General features: G+C 57.5%; 13 protein-coding genes. 10 read left to right on the forward strand and 3 right to left on the reverse strand.

Annotation, left to right across the window (positions count from 1 at the left end; genetic code table 11):
• Positions 1–27 precede the first annotated feature (27 nt).
• The 3 genes from B9Z42_RS08505 to B9Z42_RS08510 form a co-directional block, all read right to left on the reverse strand.
• Entirely contained in the window at positions 28–2259 is a 2232-nt protein-coding gene (locus B9Z42_RS08505) for an NADP-dependent isocitrate dehydrogenase (RefSeq protein ID WP_100133065.1), read from the reverse strand.
• 377 nt (positions 2260–2636) lie between these two features.
• Entirely contained in the window at positions 2637–3116 is a 480-nt protein-coding gene (locus tag B9Z42_RS16120) for a hypothetical protein (RefSeq protein ID WP_143474061.1), read from the reverse strand.
• On the reverse strand, positions 3113–3469 hold the full coding sequence (locus B9Z42_RS08510; protein ID WP_100132931.1) for a hypothetical protein: 357 nt from the start codon (positions 3467–3469) through the stop codon (positions 3113–3115). Before B9Z42_RS08510 ends, B9Z42_RS16120 begins: the two co-directional genes overlap by 4 nt.
• 92 nt (positions 3470–3561) lie before the next feature.
• On the opposite strand from B9Z42_RS08510, the gene B9Z42_RS08515 reads away from it, so the two are divergent.
• The 10 genes from B9Z42_RS08515 to cobA all read left to right on the forward strand — a co-directional run bounded on the left by B9Z42_RS08515 (position 3562) and on the right by cobA (position 15420).
• On the forward strand, positions 3562–3858 hold the full coding sequence (locus B9Z42_RS08515) for a helix-turn-helix domain-containing protein (RefSeq protein WP_143474062.1): 297 nt from the start codon (positions 3562–3564) through the stop codon (positions 3856–3858).
• Between the two features lie 67 nt (positions 3859–3925).
• Positions 3926–4573, forward strand: coding sequence for an ANTAR domain-containing response regulator (locus tag B9Z42_RS08520; RefSeq protein WP_100132933.1), 648 nt, complete (start codon positions 3926–3928; stop codon positions 4571–4573).
• A gap of 244 nt (positions 4574–4817) precedes the next feature.
• Positions 4818–6062 carry a CmpA/NrtA family ABC transporter substrate-binding protein gene (locus B9Z42_RS08525; protein WP_100132934.1) on the forward strand — a complete coding sequence of 415 codons (1245 nt, stop codon included), beginning with the start codon at positions 4818–4820 and terminating at the stop codon, positions 6060–6062.
• Between the two features lie 36 nt (positions 6063–6098).
• The gene (gene ntrB / locus B9Z42_RS08530; RefSeq protein ID WP_100132935.1) at positions 6099–6884 is read left to right on the forward strand and encodes a nitrate ABC transporter permease; all 786 of its coding nucleotides are present in this window, start codon (positions 6099–6101) and stop codon (positions 6882–6884) included.
• Positions 6881–7714, forward strand: coding sequence for an ABC transporter ATP-binding protein (locus B9Z42_RS08535; RefSeq protein ID WP_100132936.1), 834 nt, complete (start codon positions 6881–6883; stop codon positions 7712–7714). Before ntrB ends, B9Z42_RS08535 begins: the two co-directional genes overlap by 4 nt.
• Before the next feature lie 10 nt (positions 7715–7724).
• A complete protein-coding gene (gene nirB, locus B9Z42_RS08540; protein ID WP_100132937.1) occupies positions 7725–10211 on the forward strand; it encodes a nitrite reductase large subunit NirB in 2487 nt (828 codons plus the stop codon).
• Positions 10208–10558, forward strand: a complete 351-nt coding sequence (nirD, locus tag B9Z42_RS08545; RefSeq protein ID WP_100132938.1) for a nitrite reductase small subunit NirD — start codon at positions 10208–10210, stop codon at positions 10556–10558. The genes nirB and nirD overlap by 4 nt, the downstream gene beginning before the upstream one ends.
• 50 nt (positions 10559–10608) lie before the next feature.
• Complete coding sequence (locus B9Z42_RS08550) at positions 10609–13566, forward strand: nitrate reductase (RefSeq protein ID WP_100132939.1); 2958 nt, start codon at positions 10609–10611, stop codon at positions 13564–13566.
• Positions 13567–13600: 34 nt separating this feature from the next.
• Positions 13601–14572, forward strand: a complete 972-nt coding sequence (gene ybiB, locus B9Z42_RS08555) for a DNA-binding protein YbiB (RefSeq protein WP_100132940.1) — start codon at positions 13601–13603, stop codon at positions 14570–14572.
• A 50-nt stretch (positions 14573–14622) separates the two neighbouring features.
• A complete protein-coding gene (gene cobA, locus B9Z42_RS08560; protein ID WP_100132941.1) occupies positions 14623–15420 on the forward strand; it encodes a uroporphyrinogen-III C-methyltransferase in 798 nt (265 codons plus the stop codon).
• Positions 15421–15426: the final 6 nt, after the last annotated feature.

Genomic DNA, 15426 nt, shown 5'->3' on the forward strand with positions numbered 1-15426 from the left:
CTCGGTTCGTTGAGCGACTGAGTGCGCTTAGACGCTGGCCATGGCGGCGTTCAGCGTGGCGCTGGGGCGCATCACAGCGTTCACCTTGGCTACATCGGGCATGTAGTAACCGCCGATGTCCACAGGCTTGCCTTGAACGGCATTGAGCTCATCCACGATCTTGCTTTCGTTCTCGGTCAGCGTTTTGGCCAAAGGCGCAAACTTGGCAGCCAAGTCTTTGTCGTCGCTTTGCGCGGCCAACTCTTGGGCCCAGTACATGGCCAAGTAGAACTGGCTGCCGCGGTTGTCCAACTGACCTGTCTTAGGAGACGGGTTCTTGTTGTTGTCGAGCAATTTGCCAGTGGCGGCATCCAGCGTCTTAGCCAACACGGAGGCCTTGGCGTTACCCGTCTTCAATCCCAAATCTTCAAAACTGACGGCCAGTGCCAAGAACTCACCCAGCGAATCCCAACGCAGGTGGTTCTCTTCCACCAACTGCTGCACGTGTTTAGGGGCAGAGCCGCCCGCGCCGGTTTCGTACATGCCGCCACCTGCCATCAAAGGCACGATAGACAGCATCTTGGCTGAGGTGCCCAGTTCCATGATGGGGAACAAGTCGGTCAGGTAGTCGCGCAAGATGTTGCCTGTCGCGCTGATGGTGTCCAGACCACGCACCACGCGCTCCAAGGTGTAACGCATGGCACGCACTTGGCTCATGATTTGAATTTCCAGACCCGCCGTGTTGTGCTCGTGCAGGTACATCTTGACCTTGGTGATCAACTGCGCTTCGTGCGGACGGTACTGGTCGAGCCAGAACACCACGGGCATGCCGGAGTTGCGGGCACGGGTGACGGCCAGCTTGACCCAGTCGCGAATCGCTGCGTCTTTGCACTGGCACATGCGCCAGATGTCACCGGCTTCCACGTTTTCGCTCAACAGCACTTCGCCTGTGTTGATGTCGGTGATGTTGGCCACGCCGTCTTCAGAGATTTCAAACGTCTTGTCGTGCGAGCCGTATTCTTCGGCTTGCTGGGCCATCAGGCCCACGTTGGGCACGGTGCCCATGGTCTTGGGGTCGAACGCACCATGCCATTTACAGAAGTTGATGATCTCCTGGTAAATGCGTGCAAAGGTGGATTCGGGCATCACGGCCTTCACGTCTTTCAAACGACCATCGGCACCCCACATCTTGCCGCCGTTGCGGATCATGGCGGGCATGGAGGCGTCCACGATCACGTCGTTGGGCGAATGGAAGTTGGTGATGCCTTTGGCCGAGTCGACCATGGCCAATTCAGGGCGGCCTTCGTGGCAAGCGTGCAAGTCACGATTGATTTCGTCTTGCTTGGACTGGGGCAGCGTGGCGATCTTGTTGTACAGATCGGCCATGCCGTTGTTCACGTTCACACCCAGTTCGTCAAACAACTTGGCGTGCTTGGCAAACGCGTCTTTGTAGAAAATCTTCACGCAGTGACCGAACACGATGGGGTGCGACACCTTCATCATGGTGGCCTTGACGTGCAAGGAGAACATCACGCCGGTTTGGTGCGCGTCTTCGATTTCTTTTTCGTAAAACTCGAGCAAAGCTTTTTTGCTCATGAACATGCTGTCCACGACTTCACGGTCAAGCAAGGCCACCTTGGGCTTCAGGACAATGGTTTTACCGCTCTTGGTAATCAGCTCCATCTTCACTTCACGGGGACGGTCCATGGTCATGGACTTTTCACCGTGGTAGAAGTCGCCGGCATGCATGTGCGAGACGTGTGAACGCGAAGCTTGGCTCCAATCGGCCATGCTGTGTGGGTTCTTGCGGGCAAACTCTTTCACGGCGCGTGGCGCGCGGCGGTCCGAGTTGCCTTCGCGCAGCACAGGGTTCACGGCAGAGCCGGTGCACTTGGCATAACGGGCCTTGAGGGCTTTTTCTTCGTCGGTCTTGGCGTTCTCAGGGTAATCAGGCAACGCATAACCTTTGGACTGCAACTCCTTGATCGCCAGCACCAGTTGGCCCACCGATGCGCTGATGTTGGGCAGCTTGATGATGTTGGCTTGGGGCTTCAAGGTCAGCTTGCCCAGTTCGGCCAAGTTGTTGGTGACGCGCTGCTCAGGGGGCAGCAAATCCGAAAACTCACCCAAAATGCGGGCCGCGACGGAGATGTCGCTCTCCACCACGTCAATACCCGCGGCGTCTGCAAACGTGCGAACGATGGGCAAAAACGCACGGGTGGCCAGCAAAGGCGCTTCGTCCGTCAAGGTGTAAATGATTTTTGATTTTTCAGCAGCCATGTGTGCGCTCATTCTTTTAATAGATGGATTGGTAAGAAATGCGGTGTCCGATTCCAAACCCAAGCCTGAGTGACAGGCTAGGCTTTGCGGTCAACACTTTACAACAAGTGAAGAAGCGCTTCGCTTACAAATAACAGCGGCGGCGAGATTGCACCCGCCGCCGCTAAAAACAATTTGTTTCACTAAATTAATTAACCCAAAGCTAGCTTTAACTGCTCGAAATGAGCACAGAGATGCAGTGGATACATCGCACGCCTGTCCAATCTACCAACGGCTATTGCAACTTCAAATTCAGCAGATCATCAATCACCAACTTGATACTGTTTCGAATGGCACCTTCGTTAGCAATTGTCAAACGATCGTTGTACGCAAAAGCATCATTCCATTTGGCTGTATGCGTTGCTTGAACAACACGCGCATAAACCTCTTTGCGCGTGTTGTTCAAGCAACGAATAACGAACTGATGAAGAGACGTCAAGGTTTGCCCCCATAAACGGTTGACTCAAATCCAATAAATCTGCTGTCAACTGATATTGAGCAGTAGCAAAAACCGGATTCAGCAGCGTCGCATTTCGCAAAGACTCTTCTAGCGCACGCTGAAATGCATCAGACGAAACTTTAGAACGCCACATCGCATTGGTCTCAGAACCCCCAGTCACCATTGAAACCGCAACATTAGTTTTCAAAGCTGAGTTGACGGGCGACTTAGAAACTTGATCGAAATCAGTTCGCGCTGCTGTCATCTGGTCAATTCTTGCTGACGAAGCACAGCCAGAAAGCAACGCAACTGTTGCAACTGCGACGAACAGGCTAGTCACTGACCGCATTTGCGGTACGGAAATCATCAACTTTTTCATGAACATTTTTTCTGAGTGTTGGTCGTTTGAATTGCCTCGTATTCACCCTTCAAACGCGACAACTCAGCCTCTTGCTGTTTTGTTCCTCCAAGGGCAAACAACGCCGGCCAAAACAAAAGTCCGCCTGCAACAAGCGCTTTATCGTTACCTGCAGCCTCATCCAAACGCCCTGTCAGTTGATTGACGCGACCGTTGAGACGGCTCATTTCCATCCGTAACTGATCGCAATCCAAGTTTGAAAACTGCGCTGGTGAAACATAGGAAGCTGAAACATCCTTCCCTGCCGTTGCACAACCAGCACATAAAGAAACCACTGCCATTGCAGCAGCGATCACATTCAATTTGCTTTTCATCTGAGTCTCCAAAAGTAAAAAAACTGATAAACACCACTAATGTACGAATTAAGGTGTGTACGAATTAAAGCACGAAAGTGATAAATGTTGCCGTGACAAACGACAACATCCATCCCCTACAAAAAAGTTTTGGTCTTCGCATCAAAGAGTTTCGAGATCTAAAAGGCATGACCCAAGAGGACTTAGCAGAAGGGGCTGCGCTCTTCAGAACTTACCTAAGCAGAATTGAGATGGGACATGCAAATCCAACATTGACTGTCATTCATGCGCTTGCGAAAGGTTTAAACGTGGCACCGGGATTACTTCTTGAAGAACCCGAAATTCTTAGCATCCCAAAGAGAAAACGAGCCACAAGCTCAATCTCCAGAGGTCGGGTCGATAAAAATTGACAACCGACGCTGAATCCAAACACAAGACTCCTGCAGTTCTGGTACACGTTTTGCATAGCAGTACGCAATGCAAACCCAAAAAACACCACGCCCACAAGCCCTGCGCATCGTGGTCGTGGCCCCCGACTTGGTGGTGGAAGACCCCGAGGACGACCACGCACTGAGCCAAGCCGAGCGCTCACGCGCCTTGCGCATTGGGCTGCTGGAAAGCGGCTTCAACCTGATTGCCACCCTGCCCGCCGACGTGTTCTTGGCCGACCGAATTCACCAATTGCAGCCCGATCTGATCATCGTGGACGCCGAGTCTGAGGCGCGTGATGCTCTGGAGCATGTGGTGTTTGCCACCCGCGACGCCCGTCGCCCCATCGTGCTGTTCACCGACGACAGCGACACCAGCCATGTGCGTGATGCCGTGGCTGTAGGCGTGTCGGCCTATATCGTGGACGGCTTGTCGAGCACCCGCATACGCCCCATCTTGGACGTGGCCATGGCCCGCTTCGACTATGAAGAACGCCTGCGCTTGGAGCGAGACGACGCGCGCAGCGCCTTGCAAGAGCGCACCGTCATCGACCGCGCCAAAGCACTGCTGATGGAGCGACAAGGCCTGAGCGAGAAAGAAGCTTTCACCAAACTGCGCAAGGTCGCCATGGACAAAGGCCTCAAGTTAGCGGAGGTCGCGCATCGCATGCTGGACATGGCGGAGTTGCTGGCTTGAGTGCACGAAACCCACAAAAACGCCAATTCGGTGCAAAGTTAAAACACACAACCCCAGCAGTCACCAAGATGGGGCGCTAAAAACTCGGGAGAACCCCTAGAAGCTGGCACAGCAATTGCAAACAGTTCATCACAAGAACCAATGACGGTTCAAGGACAAAGGCGTCCCCACCCATGCACCCAAGGTGTATGCGGTGAGGACGCTTTTGTCGTTTCTGCCCAGCCATTTATCAAGGAGTGAAGTCATGACGAAACTTTTGGAGACCCCCATGAGCCGCCGCAATATCTTGCAAGCTGCCACAGCAGGCGCACTCACCATCGCGCCCGCCTTGCGTGCCGCCGTGTATGCCCAAGGCTCGGACAAGCCTGAAAAAGAAGAGGTCAAGATTGGCTTCATTCCCCTCACCGATTGCGCGAGCGTGGTGATGGCGTCTGTCCTTGGCTTCGACAAGAAATACGGCGTCAAGATCATCCCGTCTAAAGAATCTAGTTGGGCCGGTGTGCGCGACAAGCTGGTCAACGGTGAGCTCGACTTTGCCCACGCCTTGTACGGCTTGATTTATGGCGTTCACATGGGCACGGCTGGTCCGAAAAAAGACATGGCCGTGCTGATGAACCTGAACCAAAACGGCCAGGCCATCACCCTGTCCAAAAAGCTGGCTGACAAAGGCGCGGTCGACGCCGCCAGCTTGGCCAAACTGATGGCCACTGACAAGCGTGAATACACCTTCGCGCAAACTTTCCCGACGGGCACACACGCCATGTGGTTGTATTACTGGTTGGCCAGTGTCGGTGTGAACCCCCTCAAAGACGCCAAGGTCATCACCGTGCCACCGCCTCAAATGGTCGCCAACATGCGCGTGGGCAACATGGATGGCTACTGCGTGGGCGAGCCTTGGGGCCACCGCGCAATTGCCGATGGCATTGGTATCACCGCAGCCACCACACAAGACATCTGGCGTGACCACCCTGAAAAAGTCTTGGGCACCACCGGCGAGTTCGTCAAGAAATACCCCAACACCGCACGCGCTGTGACCGCTGCCATTTTGGAAGCTGGCAAGTGGATTGACGCGGGCTTGCAAAACAAAATGAAGATGGCTGAAACCATCGCCGACAAGTCGTATGTCAACACCAGCGTGGACGTGATCAACCAACGCATCTTGGGCCGCTACCAAAACGGTTTGGGCAAAACTTGGGACGACCCCAACCACATGAAGTTCTTCAACGACGGCACGGCCAACTTCCCTTACCTGTCTGACGGCATGTGGTTCCTCACACAGCACAAGCGTTGGGGTTTGCTCAAAGACCACCCTGATTATTTGAAGGTGGCCAAAGAGATCAACCAGATCGACATCTTCAAACAAGCGGCCGCCGCCAGCAACACACCCGTGCCCAAGAGCGACATGCGCAGCAGCAAGTTCATGGACGGTGTGGTGTGGGACGGCAAGGACCCGAAGAAATACGCGGACAGCTTCAAAGTTCACGCTTAAAGCACCTACAAACGCTCTCGCACAAGGACACATGCCATGACTTTGAAACACCTGTTGTCACGCGTGGTGCCGCCCTTCATGGGCTTGGCGCTGCTGGTGGGCATTTGGTCGCTGGTGTCCATCACCAGCACCAACAATTTCCCTAACCCCACCGACACCTTCTGGCAAGCCGTGGATGTGTTCAGCAACCCGTTCTACAGCAACGGCCCCAACGACCAAGGTGTGGGCTGGAACGTGTGGAGTTCTCTCAAGCGCGTGGCACTGGGCTTTGGCTTGGCCGCGTTGGTGGGCATTCCTTTGGGTTTCTTGATTGGGCGCTTCGAGTTTTTGTCGCGCATGTTTAACCCACTCATCAGTTTGTTGCGTCCTGTCTCGCCACTGGCTTGGTTACCCATTGGTTTGTTGGTGTTCAAGGGCGCCAACTCTGCTGCCATTTGGACCATCTTCATTTGTTCGATTTGGCCCATGGTCATCAACACCGCGGTGGGGGTGCAACGTGTGCCGCAAGACTACATGAACGTGGCCCGCGTGCTCAACCTCTCGGAGTGGAAGATCGTCACCAAGATTTTGTTTCCTGCGGTATTGCCCTATATGTTGACCGGTGTGCGTCTGGCCGTGGGCACAGCGTGGTTGGTCATCGTCGCCGCGGAGATGCTGACCGGTGGTGTGGGCATTGGCTTTTGGGTGTGGGACGAATGGAACAACCTGAATGTGAAGAACATCATCATCGCCATCTTCGTGATTGGCATCGTGGGCTTGGTGTTGGAGTACGCCCTCATCAAACTCGCCACCGCATTCACCTTTGAGGAGGTGCAGTCATGAACGCATCGTTGACCAGCAAATATTTGCAAATTCAGGGCGTGGCCCAAACCTTCAAAACAGCCAAGGGCGATTTCCCTGCCCTGCGCAACATCGACCTGACGGTGAGCAAAGGCGAGTTTGTCACCCTGATTGGCCACTCGGGTTGCGGCAAGTCCACCTTGCTCAACCTCATTGCGGGCTTGACCATGCCCACTGAGGGCACCTTGATTTGCGCCAACCGCGAAATCGCAGGCCCAGGCCCAGAGCGTGCGGTGGTGTTTCAAAACCATTCGCTATTGCCTTGGCTCACTTGCTTTGAAAACGTCTACCTCGGCGTGGAACGCGTGTTTGGCCAAAGCGGCATCGTGGACGGCAAACCCAAAGAAGACAAAGCCCAACTCACCGCACGCACACACGCCGCCCTAGAGATGGTGGGCCTGAGCCACGCGGCCTTCAAACGCCCGGGCGAAATTTCGGGTGGCATGAAGCAACGCGTGGGCATTGCACGCGCCTTGGCCATGGAACCACAAGTACTGTTGATGGACGAACCCTTTGGCGCTCTGGATGCATTGACCCGCGCCAAGTTGCAAGACGAGTTGCTGGCCATCGTGGCCAACACCCAAAGCACCGTGGTGATGGTGACACACGATGTGGACGAAGCTGTGTTGCTGTCCGACAAGATCGTGATGATGACCAATGGCCCCGCCGCCACCATCGGCGAAGTGCTGAGCGTCGAGCTGCCCCGCCCCCGCTCACGCGTGACGCTGGCCGACGACCCTGCCTATTTGCACTACCGCAAAGCCGTGATTGACTTTTTGTACACGCGCCAAGCGCACGTTGAGAAACACTGAGGAACCACCCATGACGAACAAACTCAAACTCGTGATGGTGGGCAACGGCATGGCCGGTGTGCGCACCTTGGAAGAACTCATCAAGCTCACGCCAGACCTCTACGACATCACGGTCTTTGGCTCAGAGCCTCACCCCAACTACAACCGCATCTTGTTGTCGCCCGTGTTGGCGGGTGAGCAAACCTTGGATGAAATCATCCTCAACCCACTCGACTGGTACAGCGACAACCACATCACGCTGCACACCAGCTGGACCGTGACCGAGGTGGATCGCGTCAAGCGCGTGGTGCACGCCACCAACGCTGCAGGCGAAGTCCAAAGCGCGCCGTATGACCGCTTGATTTTGGCCACGGGTTCCAACCCTTTCATGCTGCCCGTGCCGGGCCGAGAGTTAGATGGCGTGCTGGCCTACCGCGACATTGCCGACACACTGGCCATGATTGACGCAGCCACGACATACAAACACGCGGTGGTGATTGGCGGCGGTTTGCTCGGCCTCGAAGCGGCCAACGGCTTGATGAAACGCGGCATGCGCGTGACCGTGGTGCACGTGGCCGAATGGCTGATGGAGCGTCAACTCGACAAAGTCGCGGGCGGCTTGTTGCAACGATCACTCGAAGAGCGCGGCATGCAGTTCCGCATGCAGGCTCACACCCAAGAATTGCAAGCCGACAAAAACGGCCGTGTGGCGTCTGTCTTGTTCAAAGACGGCTCGCATGTGCCAGCAGAGTTGGTAGTGATGGCCGTGGGTATTCGCCCCAACACGGCGCTGGCCGAAAAGATGCACCTGCATTGCGAGCGCGGCATTGTGGTCAGCGACACGCTACAAACCGTGACAGACCCTCGCATTTACGCCGTAGGCGAATGTGCGGCCCACCGTGGCATCGCCTATGGTTTGGTGGCACCTTTGTTTGAGCAAGGCAAGGTGTTGGCCAACCATTTGGCCGAGTTCGGCATTGGCCGCTACACCGGCTCGCTCACCTCGACCAAGCTCAAAGTCACTGGCATCGATTTGTTCAGCGCGGGCGACTTCATGGGCAGTGACGACGGCAGCACCGAAGAAATTGTGCTGAGCGACCCGCACGAAGGCGTTTACAAAAAGCTCGTCATCCGCAACGACCAATTGGTGGGCGCGTGTTTGTACGGCGACACCGTGGATGGCAGCTGGTACTTCAAGCTGCTGCGCGATGGCCGCAGCGTGGCCGACATCCGCGAGAAGCTGATGTTTGGCGAATCGAACATCGGCGACGTGGGCCATGAAGGCCACAGCAAAGCCGCCAGCATGCCTGACGACGCCGAGGTGTGCGGTTGCAACGGCGTGAAAAAAGGCGCGATCTGCAAAGCCATCCAAGACAAAGGTTTGTTCACCTTGGATGAGGTGCGCAAGCACACCAAGGCCAGCGCCTCGTGCGGCTCGTGCACAGGCTTGGTCGAACAAATTTTGATGTTCACCGCAGGCGGCGACTACTCGGCCACGCCCAAGAAAAAAGCCATCTGCAGCTGCACCGACCACAGCCACCAAGAAGTGCGCAACGCGATTTCGCAGAACAAGCTGTTGACCAACGACGCAGTGTTTGAATTTTTGAATTGGAAAAAACCAAGCGCAGACGTCAAAGCCACAGGCTGCGCCACCTGCCGCCCTGCCATCAACTATTACCGCATGAGCAGCTGGCCCAAAGAAGCGCTGGACGATCCGCAAAGCCGCCTCATCAACGAGCGCAGCCACGCCAACATTCAAAAAGATGGCACCTACAGCGTCATCCCACGCATGTGGGGCGGCGAGACCACCGCCGACGAATTGCGCCGCATTGCCGACGTGGTGGACAAGTACAACATCCCCACCGTCAAGGTCACGGGCGGTCAACGCATTGACTTGCTCGGTGTGAAGAAAGAAGACCTCGTCAATGTGTGGAAAGACATTGGCATGCCCAGCGGCCACGCCTATGCCAAAGCTTTGCGCACCGTTAAAACCTGCGTGGGCAGTGAGTGGTGCCGCATGGGTACACAAGACAGCACACAAATGGGCAAAGACCTTGAGAAAGCCATGTGGCGCATGTATGCCCCACACAAGGTGAAGTTCGCGGTGTCGGGCTGCCCGCGCAACTGCGCAGAAGCCGGCATCAAAGACGTGGGCATCATCGGCGTGGACAGCGGCTGGGAGATGTACATCGCCGGCAACGGGGGCATCAAAACCGAAGTGGCCGAGTTCTTTGTGAAGGTGAAAACCTCCGACGAAGTGATGGAGTACACCGGCGCCTTCATGCAGCTGTACCGCGAAGAAGGCTGGTACCTCGAGCGCACCGTGCACTACGTGAACCGCGTGGGCATGGACTACGTGAAGAAAAAAATCTTGGACGACGAAGCAGGCCGCAAAGCCTTGTGGGCACGCTTGCAATTCACGCTCGACGGCGAACCTGACCCATGGTTTGAGTTCGACAAAGCACAAGTCGACACGCGCCAATTTGAAGCCATCACCGTTGAAGGACACACACCATGACCGAATGGAAAGTCATTTGCAAAGTTGACGACATCCCCGTGCTGGGCGCACGCCGGGTGCAGCGCGCCAAGGGGGTGGAAGTGGCGGTGTTTCGCAACGCCGAAGACAAAGTGTTTGCCCTGCTCGACCAATGCCCGCACAAGCATGGCCCTCTGAGCCAGGGCTTGGTGTTTGGCGAAACCGTGGTGTGCCCGCTGCACAACTGGCACATTGGGTTAGCCGACGGCTGCGCCCACGCCCCAGACGTTGGCTGCACCACCCGCTTTGCGGTGCGTGTGGAAAACGGCGATGTGGCCTTGGATGTGAACGAGCTCAACACACTCGCCATTGACGACGCCCCACACTAAAACACCCACCCACCGCCTCACAACTCGTCACCCACTGCCCGAAAGAAGCCATGAAAGAAACGCGTTCAACCTGCCCCTACTGCGGTGTGGGCTGCGGCGTCATCATCGAATCGAACGCGGGCCAAATCACGGGCGTGCGTGGCGACCCCGCGCACCCTGCCAACTTTGGCCGCTTGTGCAGCAAAGGATCGACCTTGCACCTCACGGCCAGCCCCGTGATGGCGGAACAAACGCGTTTGCTGCAGCCCATGCGCCGCTTGGTTCGCGGCGGGAGTTTGCAACCCATGGCGTGGGACAACGCCATGCAACTGGCCAGCCAGACACTGGCCAGCATCGTGCGTGCGCACGGGGCCGATGCGCTTGGGTTTTATGTCTCAGGCCAGTTGCTGACCGAAGACTATTACGTGTTCAACAAATTGGCCAAAGGTTTGCTGGGCACAAACAACATCGACACCAACTCGCGTCTGTGCATGAGCAGCGCGGTGGCGGGCTACAAGCTCACCCTCGGCGCCGATGCCCCACCCGCTTGCTACGACGACGTGATGCACGCCAACTGCCTGTTCATCGCGGGCAGCAATGCGGCCTATGCGCACCCTGTTTTGTTCAGGCGCATCGAGGACGCACGGGCGAAAAACCCAAACCTCAAAATCATCGTCGCCGACCCGCGCCGCACCGACACCGCGAGCAGCGCCGACCTGCACTTGCAGCTGCAACCCGGCACGGATGTGACCTTGTTTCACGGCATGCTGCATGTGATGTTGGCCGAGGGCTGGGTCGACACGGCCTACATCGCCGCGCACACCGAGGGCTTTGAAGCACTGCAAAATTTGGTGGCCGACTACACGCCCGCACGCGTGCACGACGTGTGCGGCATCACGCCCGAACAACTGCTGCAAGCCACCCGCTGGTTTGCGGGCGTGCCCCCCCACAGTTCAAACAACGCGCCTGACCCCAAGTGGCGCACGCTCAGCCTGTATTGCCAAGGCTTGAACCAGTCGAGCAGCGGCACGGCCAAAAACGCCTCTCTCATCAACTTGCATTTGGCAACCGCACAAATTGGCAAAGCCGGGGCAGGACCTTTCTCACTCACCGGTCAACCCAACGCCATGGGCGGTCGCGAGGTGGGAGGCTTGGCCAACCTCATCAGCGCCCACCGCGACATGAGCAAACCCGAACACCGCGCCGAAGTCGCAGCCCTGTGGGGCATTGACGATGTGCCATCCAAGCCCGGCAAGACCGCGGTGGAAATGTTTGAAGCCGCTGCCGATGGCGAAATTAAAGCGCTGTGGATTGCCTGCACGAATCCCGCGCAATCCATGCCCGACCAAGCCACGGTGCGCCGTGCCTTAGAACGCGCAGAGTTTGTCGTGGTGCAAGAAGCCTTTGCCACCGCCGAAACTTGTGACTTCGCCGATCTGCTGCTGCCCGCCACAACCTGGGGCGAAAAAGAAGGCACGGTCACCAACAGCGAACGCCGCATCACACGCGTTCGTGCGGCCGTGCCAGCCCCCGGCCAAGCCAAACATGATTGGCAAATCGTGGTGGACTTGGCAGCCCGTTTGCGTGAAGAGCCCGGTGTCGCGGCACATGCCACACCCAGCCTGACACCGTCATTGGACGATGCCCACGCGACCAGCAACACTCCCCCCCGCGGCCTGCACATGGCCTACACCTCGCCCGAAGAAATTTGGGTGGAGCACCGTGAATCCACACGAGGCCGAGACCTCGACATCACTGGCCTGAGCTACGCGCACTTAGAACACACCCCCGAGCAGTGGCCCATGCGCGAGGGTGCCGCCCAAGGCCAAGCGCGCTTGTACGAAGACGGCGTGTTTGCCACAGCTAACGGACGCGCCAAATTTGCAGCCTTGCCTTATGTGCCCACGGCGGAAGCCCGCGAGTCACGTTTTCCGTTCTCGCTCAACACAGGCCGCTTGCGCGACCAATGGCACGGCATGACGCGCACCAGCTTGGTCGGCAAACTCTTTGGCCATGTGGCTGAACCCGTGGTGCAGCTGCACCCAGACGACATGGCGCGACTCGACTTGACCGAAGGCGGCTTGGTGCACGTCACCAGCAAGCGCGGCTCCATCGTGGTGCCCGCCCAAGCCAGCAGCGACCTCGGCGCTCACCAAGCCTTCATCGCCATGCATTGGGGTCCTGCGTTTTTGAGCGGTCGCGACCACCAAAACAAACCGCTCGCGGGCGTCAACGCCATCACCACCTCGGCGTATTGCCCCAGCTCCAAGCAACCGGAGCTCAAGCATGCCGCTGTCAAAGTGCTTAAGGCCGAACTGCCTTGGACTTTGCTGGCTGTGGCTTGGTTGCCCGAAGACAAGGCGCAAACCATTTTGCAAGCCCTGCGCGCGCGCATGGTGCAGTTTGAATTTGCCAGCTGCGTGCCTTTCAGTGGCGACGCGACCTCCGATGGGCAAGTTAAAGGCCCCGCATGCCAAGGTGTGCTCATGCGTGCGGCGTGCAGCGAAGCGCCCAACATGGCGTTGCTGCACGACATCGAGAAACTCTTGGGGCTGAACGGTATAGACAGCCTGCGTTATATCGATGCCAAGCATGGCCAACTGCGCAGTCTGAGGTTGAAACGCCAACAACTCAAAACCAACGCGGGCAACAACACAGGCGCCACATCTCACACGCAACTGGACGCCTTCGTGATCGCGGGGGACACCTCCGCTGAAACGTGGCTCAAAGCCCTGCTTCAAACGCAGGCATCCACGCAAGACTTTGGCCGTCGCCTGCTGATGACAGGCAATCAACCCCCGGTTGCCTTGGTCGATGCAGGCGCAACGGTGTGCGCCTGTGTCGGCGTGAAAGACGTGGCCATCCAAGCCCATTTAAAGGCCGGCCAAGGCGACGAGAACGCGCGTTTGGCCACCCTGCAAGACGCGCTGAAATGCGGCACCCAATGCGGCTCGTGTGTGCCTGAGTTGCGCCGCATGATTCGCCTCACCTTGTCCAGTGACGCACCTGCAGCGTCATTGGCCTTATAGCGCTGGGTTATCAGCGCTGCGAGACAATACACGCATGGGAATTGGCCACTACATCAAAGACATCGGGCGCGGTCGCGACGGCGCTCGCCCCCTCACGCGCGAACACGCCACCGACCTGATGGGCCAAGTGCTCGATGGCCAAGTGAGCGACTTAGAAATTGGCGCGTTTTGCTTGGCCATGCGCATCAAAGGCGAAACGCCCGAAGAAATGGCCGGTTTTTTAGACGCCACGCATGCACGCCTGCAACACGTAGGCGCCCACGCTAACACGCCAGTTGTTGTGCTGCCCAGCTACAACGGCGCACGCAAATTGCCTGTACTCACCCCGCTGTTGGCCTGTCTGTTGGCCCGCGAGGGCTTGGCAGTGGTCATGCATGGCACGGCCACCGAAGCCAGCCGTATCACCTCAGAAGCGGTGTTGGCGGCCTTGGGCATTCAAGCGCGTCAAACTGCCAGTACTGTGGCCGCAGGCGAGGTGGCGTTTGTGCCGACCGAGGTGCTCAATCCTGCCTTGAAACGCTTGTTGGATGTTCGCCGCGTTGTGAATCTGCGCAACCCCGCACACAGCTTGGTGAAGTTGATGAACCCTGTGGCGCGCTTATCCCTGTCTACGTCGCCATCGACGTCACCGATAGTCGGCAGCACACCCCAGATCCCAGAGGCGCGCACCTTGCTGGTCAGCAGCTACACCCACCCCGAGTACGCCATTTCCATGGCGGCCACGTTGGCGTTGACCGAGGCTCGCGCCCTCTTGCTTCGGGGCACCGAGGGCGAAGTGGTGGCCGATGCACGGCGTTTGCCGCAAATTGATGCGTTTGTGAACGGCACACGCACCCCCTTGGTCGAAGCGCAAGCGGGCTCGTTGCTCAAACTGCCAGAACTGCCCACACAGATCGACGCCGACAGCACCGCCCACTACATCCAAAACGTGCTCGACGGCCAACTGCCCGTGCCCGCCCCGATTGCCCGCCAAGTTCAGGCCGCGCTGCAAGCGCTGGCACTCTGAACTGCCCCTCGATCGCCCTGCCTTGACACCCTTGCTTTGAAAATTCAACCATGACACCTGTCAAATCTTCCACGCCTCATGTCACCTTGGTGGGCGCTGGCCCTGGTGACCCTGAGCTGTTGACACTCAAAGCGGTCAAAGCCATTGCATCAGCCACTGTGTTGCTGGTGGACGATTTGGTGAGCGATGCCATCACGGCCCATGCCTCCCCCACCGCACGCATCATCCATGTGGGCAAACGCGGTGGCTGCCAATCCACGCCGCAAGCCTTCATCGAAAAACTCATGCTGCAAGAAGCGCTTGCGGGCGAGACGGTGGTACGGCTGAAAGGCGGCGATCCCTTCATTTTTGGGCGTGGCGGCGAAGAAGTTGAACATTTGCAAACGCAAGGCGTGGCGGTGACAGTTGTCAACGGCATCACCTCAGGGCTCGCAGGCGTCACCTCGTTAGGCGTGCCACTGACGCACCGCGAACACGCGCACGGCGTGGTGTTCATCACCGGCCATGCCAAGCAAGGTTCGTCCGACGGGGTGGACTGGGTGGCGCTGGCCAAAACCGCACAGCAAGCCAAGCTCACCTTGGTCATTTACATGGGCATGCGTGGCGCATCCGCCTTGCAAGCAGCGTTGTTGAAAGGATTGCGCGCAGAGACCCCAGTGGCCATCGTGCATCAGGTGAGCCTGCCCACGCAACGGCACGCCGTGTGTACCTTGGCGGAGTTGCACCAAACGGTGGCGCGCGAAAAACTGGCAAGCCCCTCTGTGATTGTGGTGGGTGATGTGTTCAAGGGTTTGTTGGAAATGCAAAACCAAGCGGCATCGACGGTGCAACAAGCCGCACAAGGCTGAACACGC

The organism is Limnohabitans sp. B9-3, assembly GCF_002778325.1.
Lineage (GTDB): Bacteria > Pseudomonadota > Gammaproteobacteria > Burkholderiales > Burkholderiaceae_C > Limnohabitans > Limnohabitans kasalickyi.

What these genes read in the sequence shown, in the direction of transcription:
- B9Z42_RS08505 (WP_100133065.1), bottom strand. Translation starts at nt 2,259, where the DNA reads ATGGCTGCTGAAAAATCAAAAATCATTTACACCTTGACGGACGAAGCG.
- B9Z42_RS16120 (WP_143474061.1), bottom strand. Translation starts at nt 3,116, where the DNA reads ATGAAAAAGTTGATGATTTCCGTACCGCAAATGCGGTCAGTGACTAGC.
- B9Z42_RS08510 (WP_100132931.1), bottom strand. Translation starts at nt 3,469, where the DNA reads ATGAAAAGCAAATTGAATGTGATCGCTGCTGCAATGGCAGTGGTTTCT.
- B9Z42_RS08520 (WP_100132933.1), top strand. Translation starts at nt 3,926, where the DNA reads ATGCAAACCCAAAAAACACCACGCCCACAAGCCCTGCGCATCGTGGTC.
- B9Z42_RS08525 (WP_100132934.1), top strand. Translation starts at nt 4,818, where the DNA reads ATGACGAAACTTTTGGAGACCCCCATGAGCCGCCGCAATATCTTGCAA.
- ntrB (WP_100132935.1), top strand. Translation starts at nt 6,099, where the DNA reads ATGACTTTGAAACACCTGTTGTCACGCGTGGTGCCGCCCTTCATGGGC.
- B9Z42_RS08535 (WP_100132936.1), top strand. Translation starts at nt 6,881, where the DNA reads ATGAACGCATCGTTGACCAGCAAATATTTGCAAATTCAGGGCGTGGCC.
- nirB (WP_100132937.1), top strand. Translation starts at nt 7,725, where the DNA reads ATGACGAACAAACTCAAACTCGTGATGGTGGGCAACGGCATGGCCGGT.
- nirD (WP_100132938.1), top strand. Translation starts at nt 10,208, where the DNA reads ATGACCGAATGGAAAGTCATTTGCAAAGTTGACGACATCCCCGTGCTG.
- B9Z42_RS08550 (WP_100132939.1), top strand. Translation starts at nt 10,609, where the DNA reads ATGAAAGAAACGCGTTCAACCTGCCCCTACTGCGGTGTGGGCTGCGGC.
- ybiB (WP_100132940.1), top strand. Translation starts at nt 13,601, where the DNA reads ATGGGAATTGGCCACTACATCAAAGACATCGGGCGCGGTCGCGACGGC.
- cobA (WP_100132941.1), top strand. Translation starts at nt 14,623, where the DNA reads ATGACACCTGTCAAATCTTCCACGCCTCATGTCACCTTGGTGGGCGCT.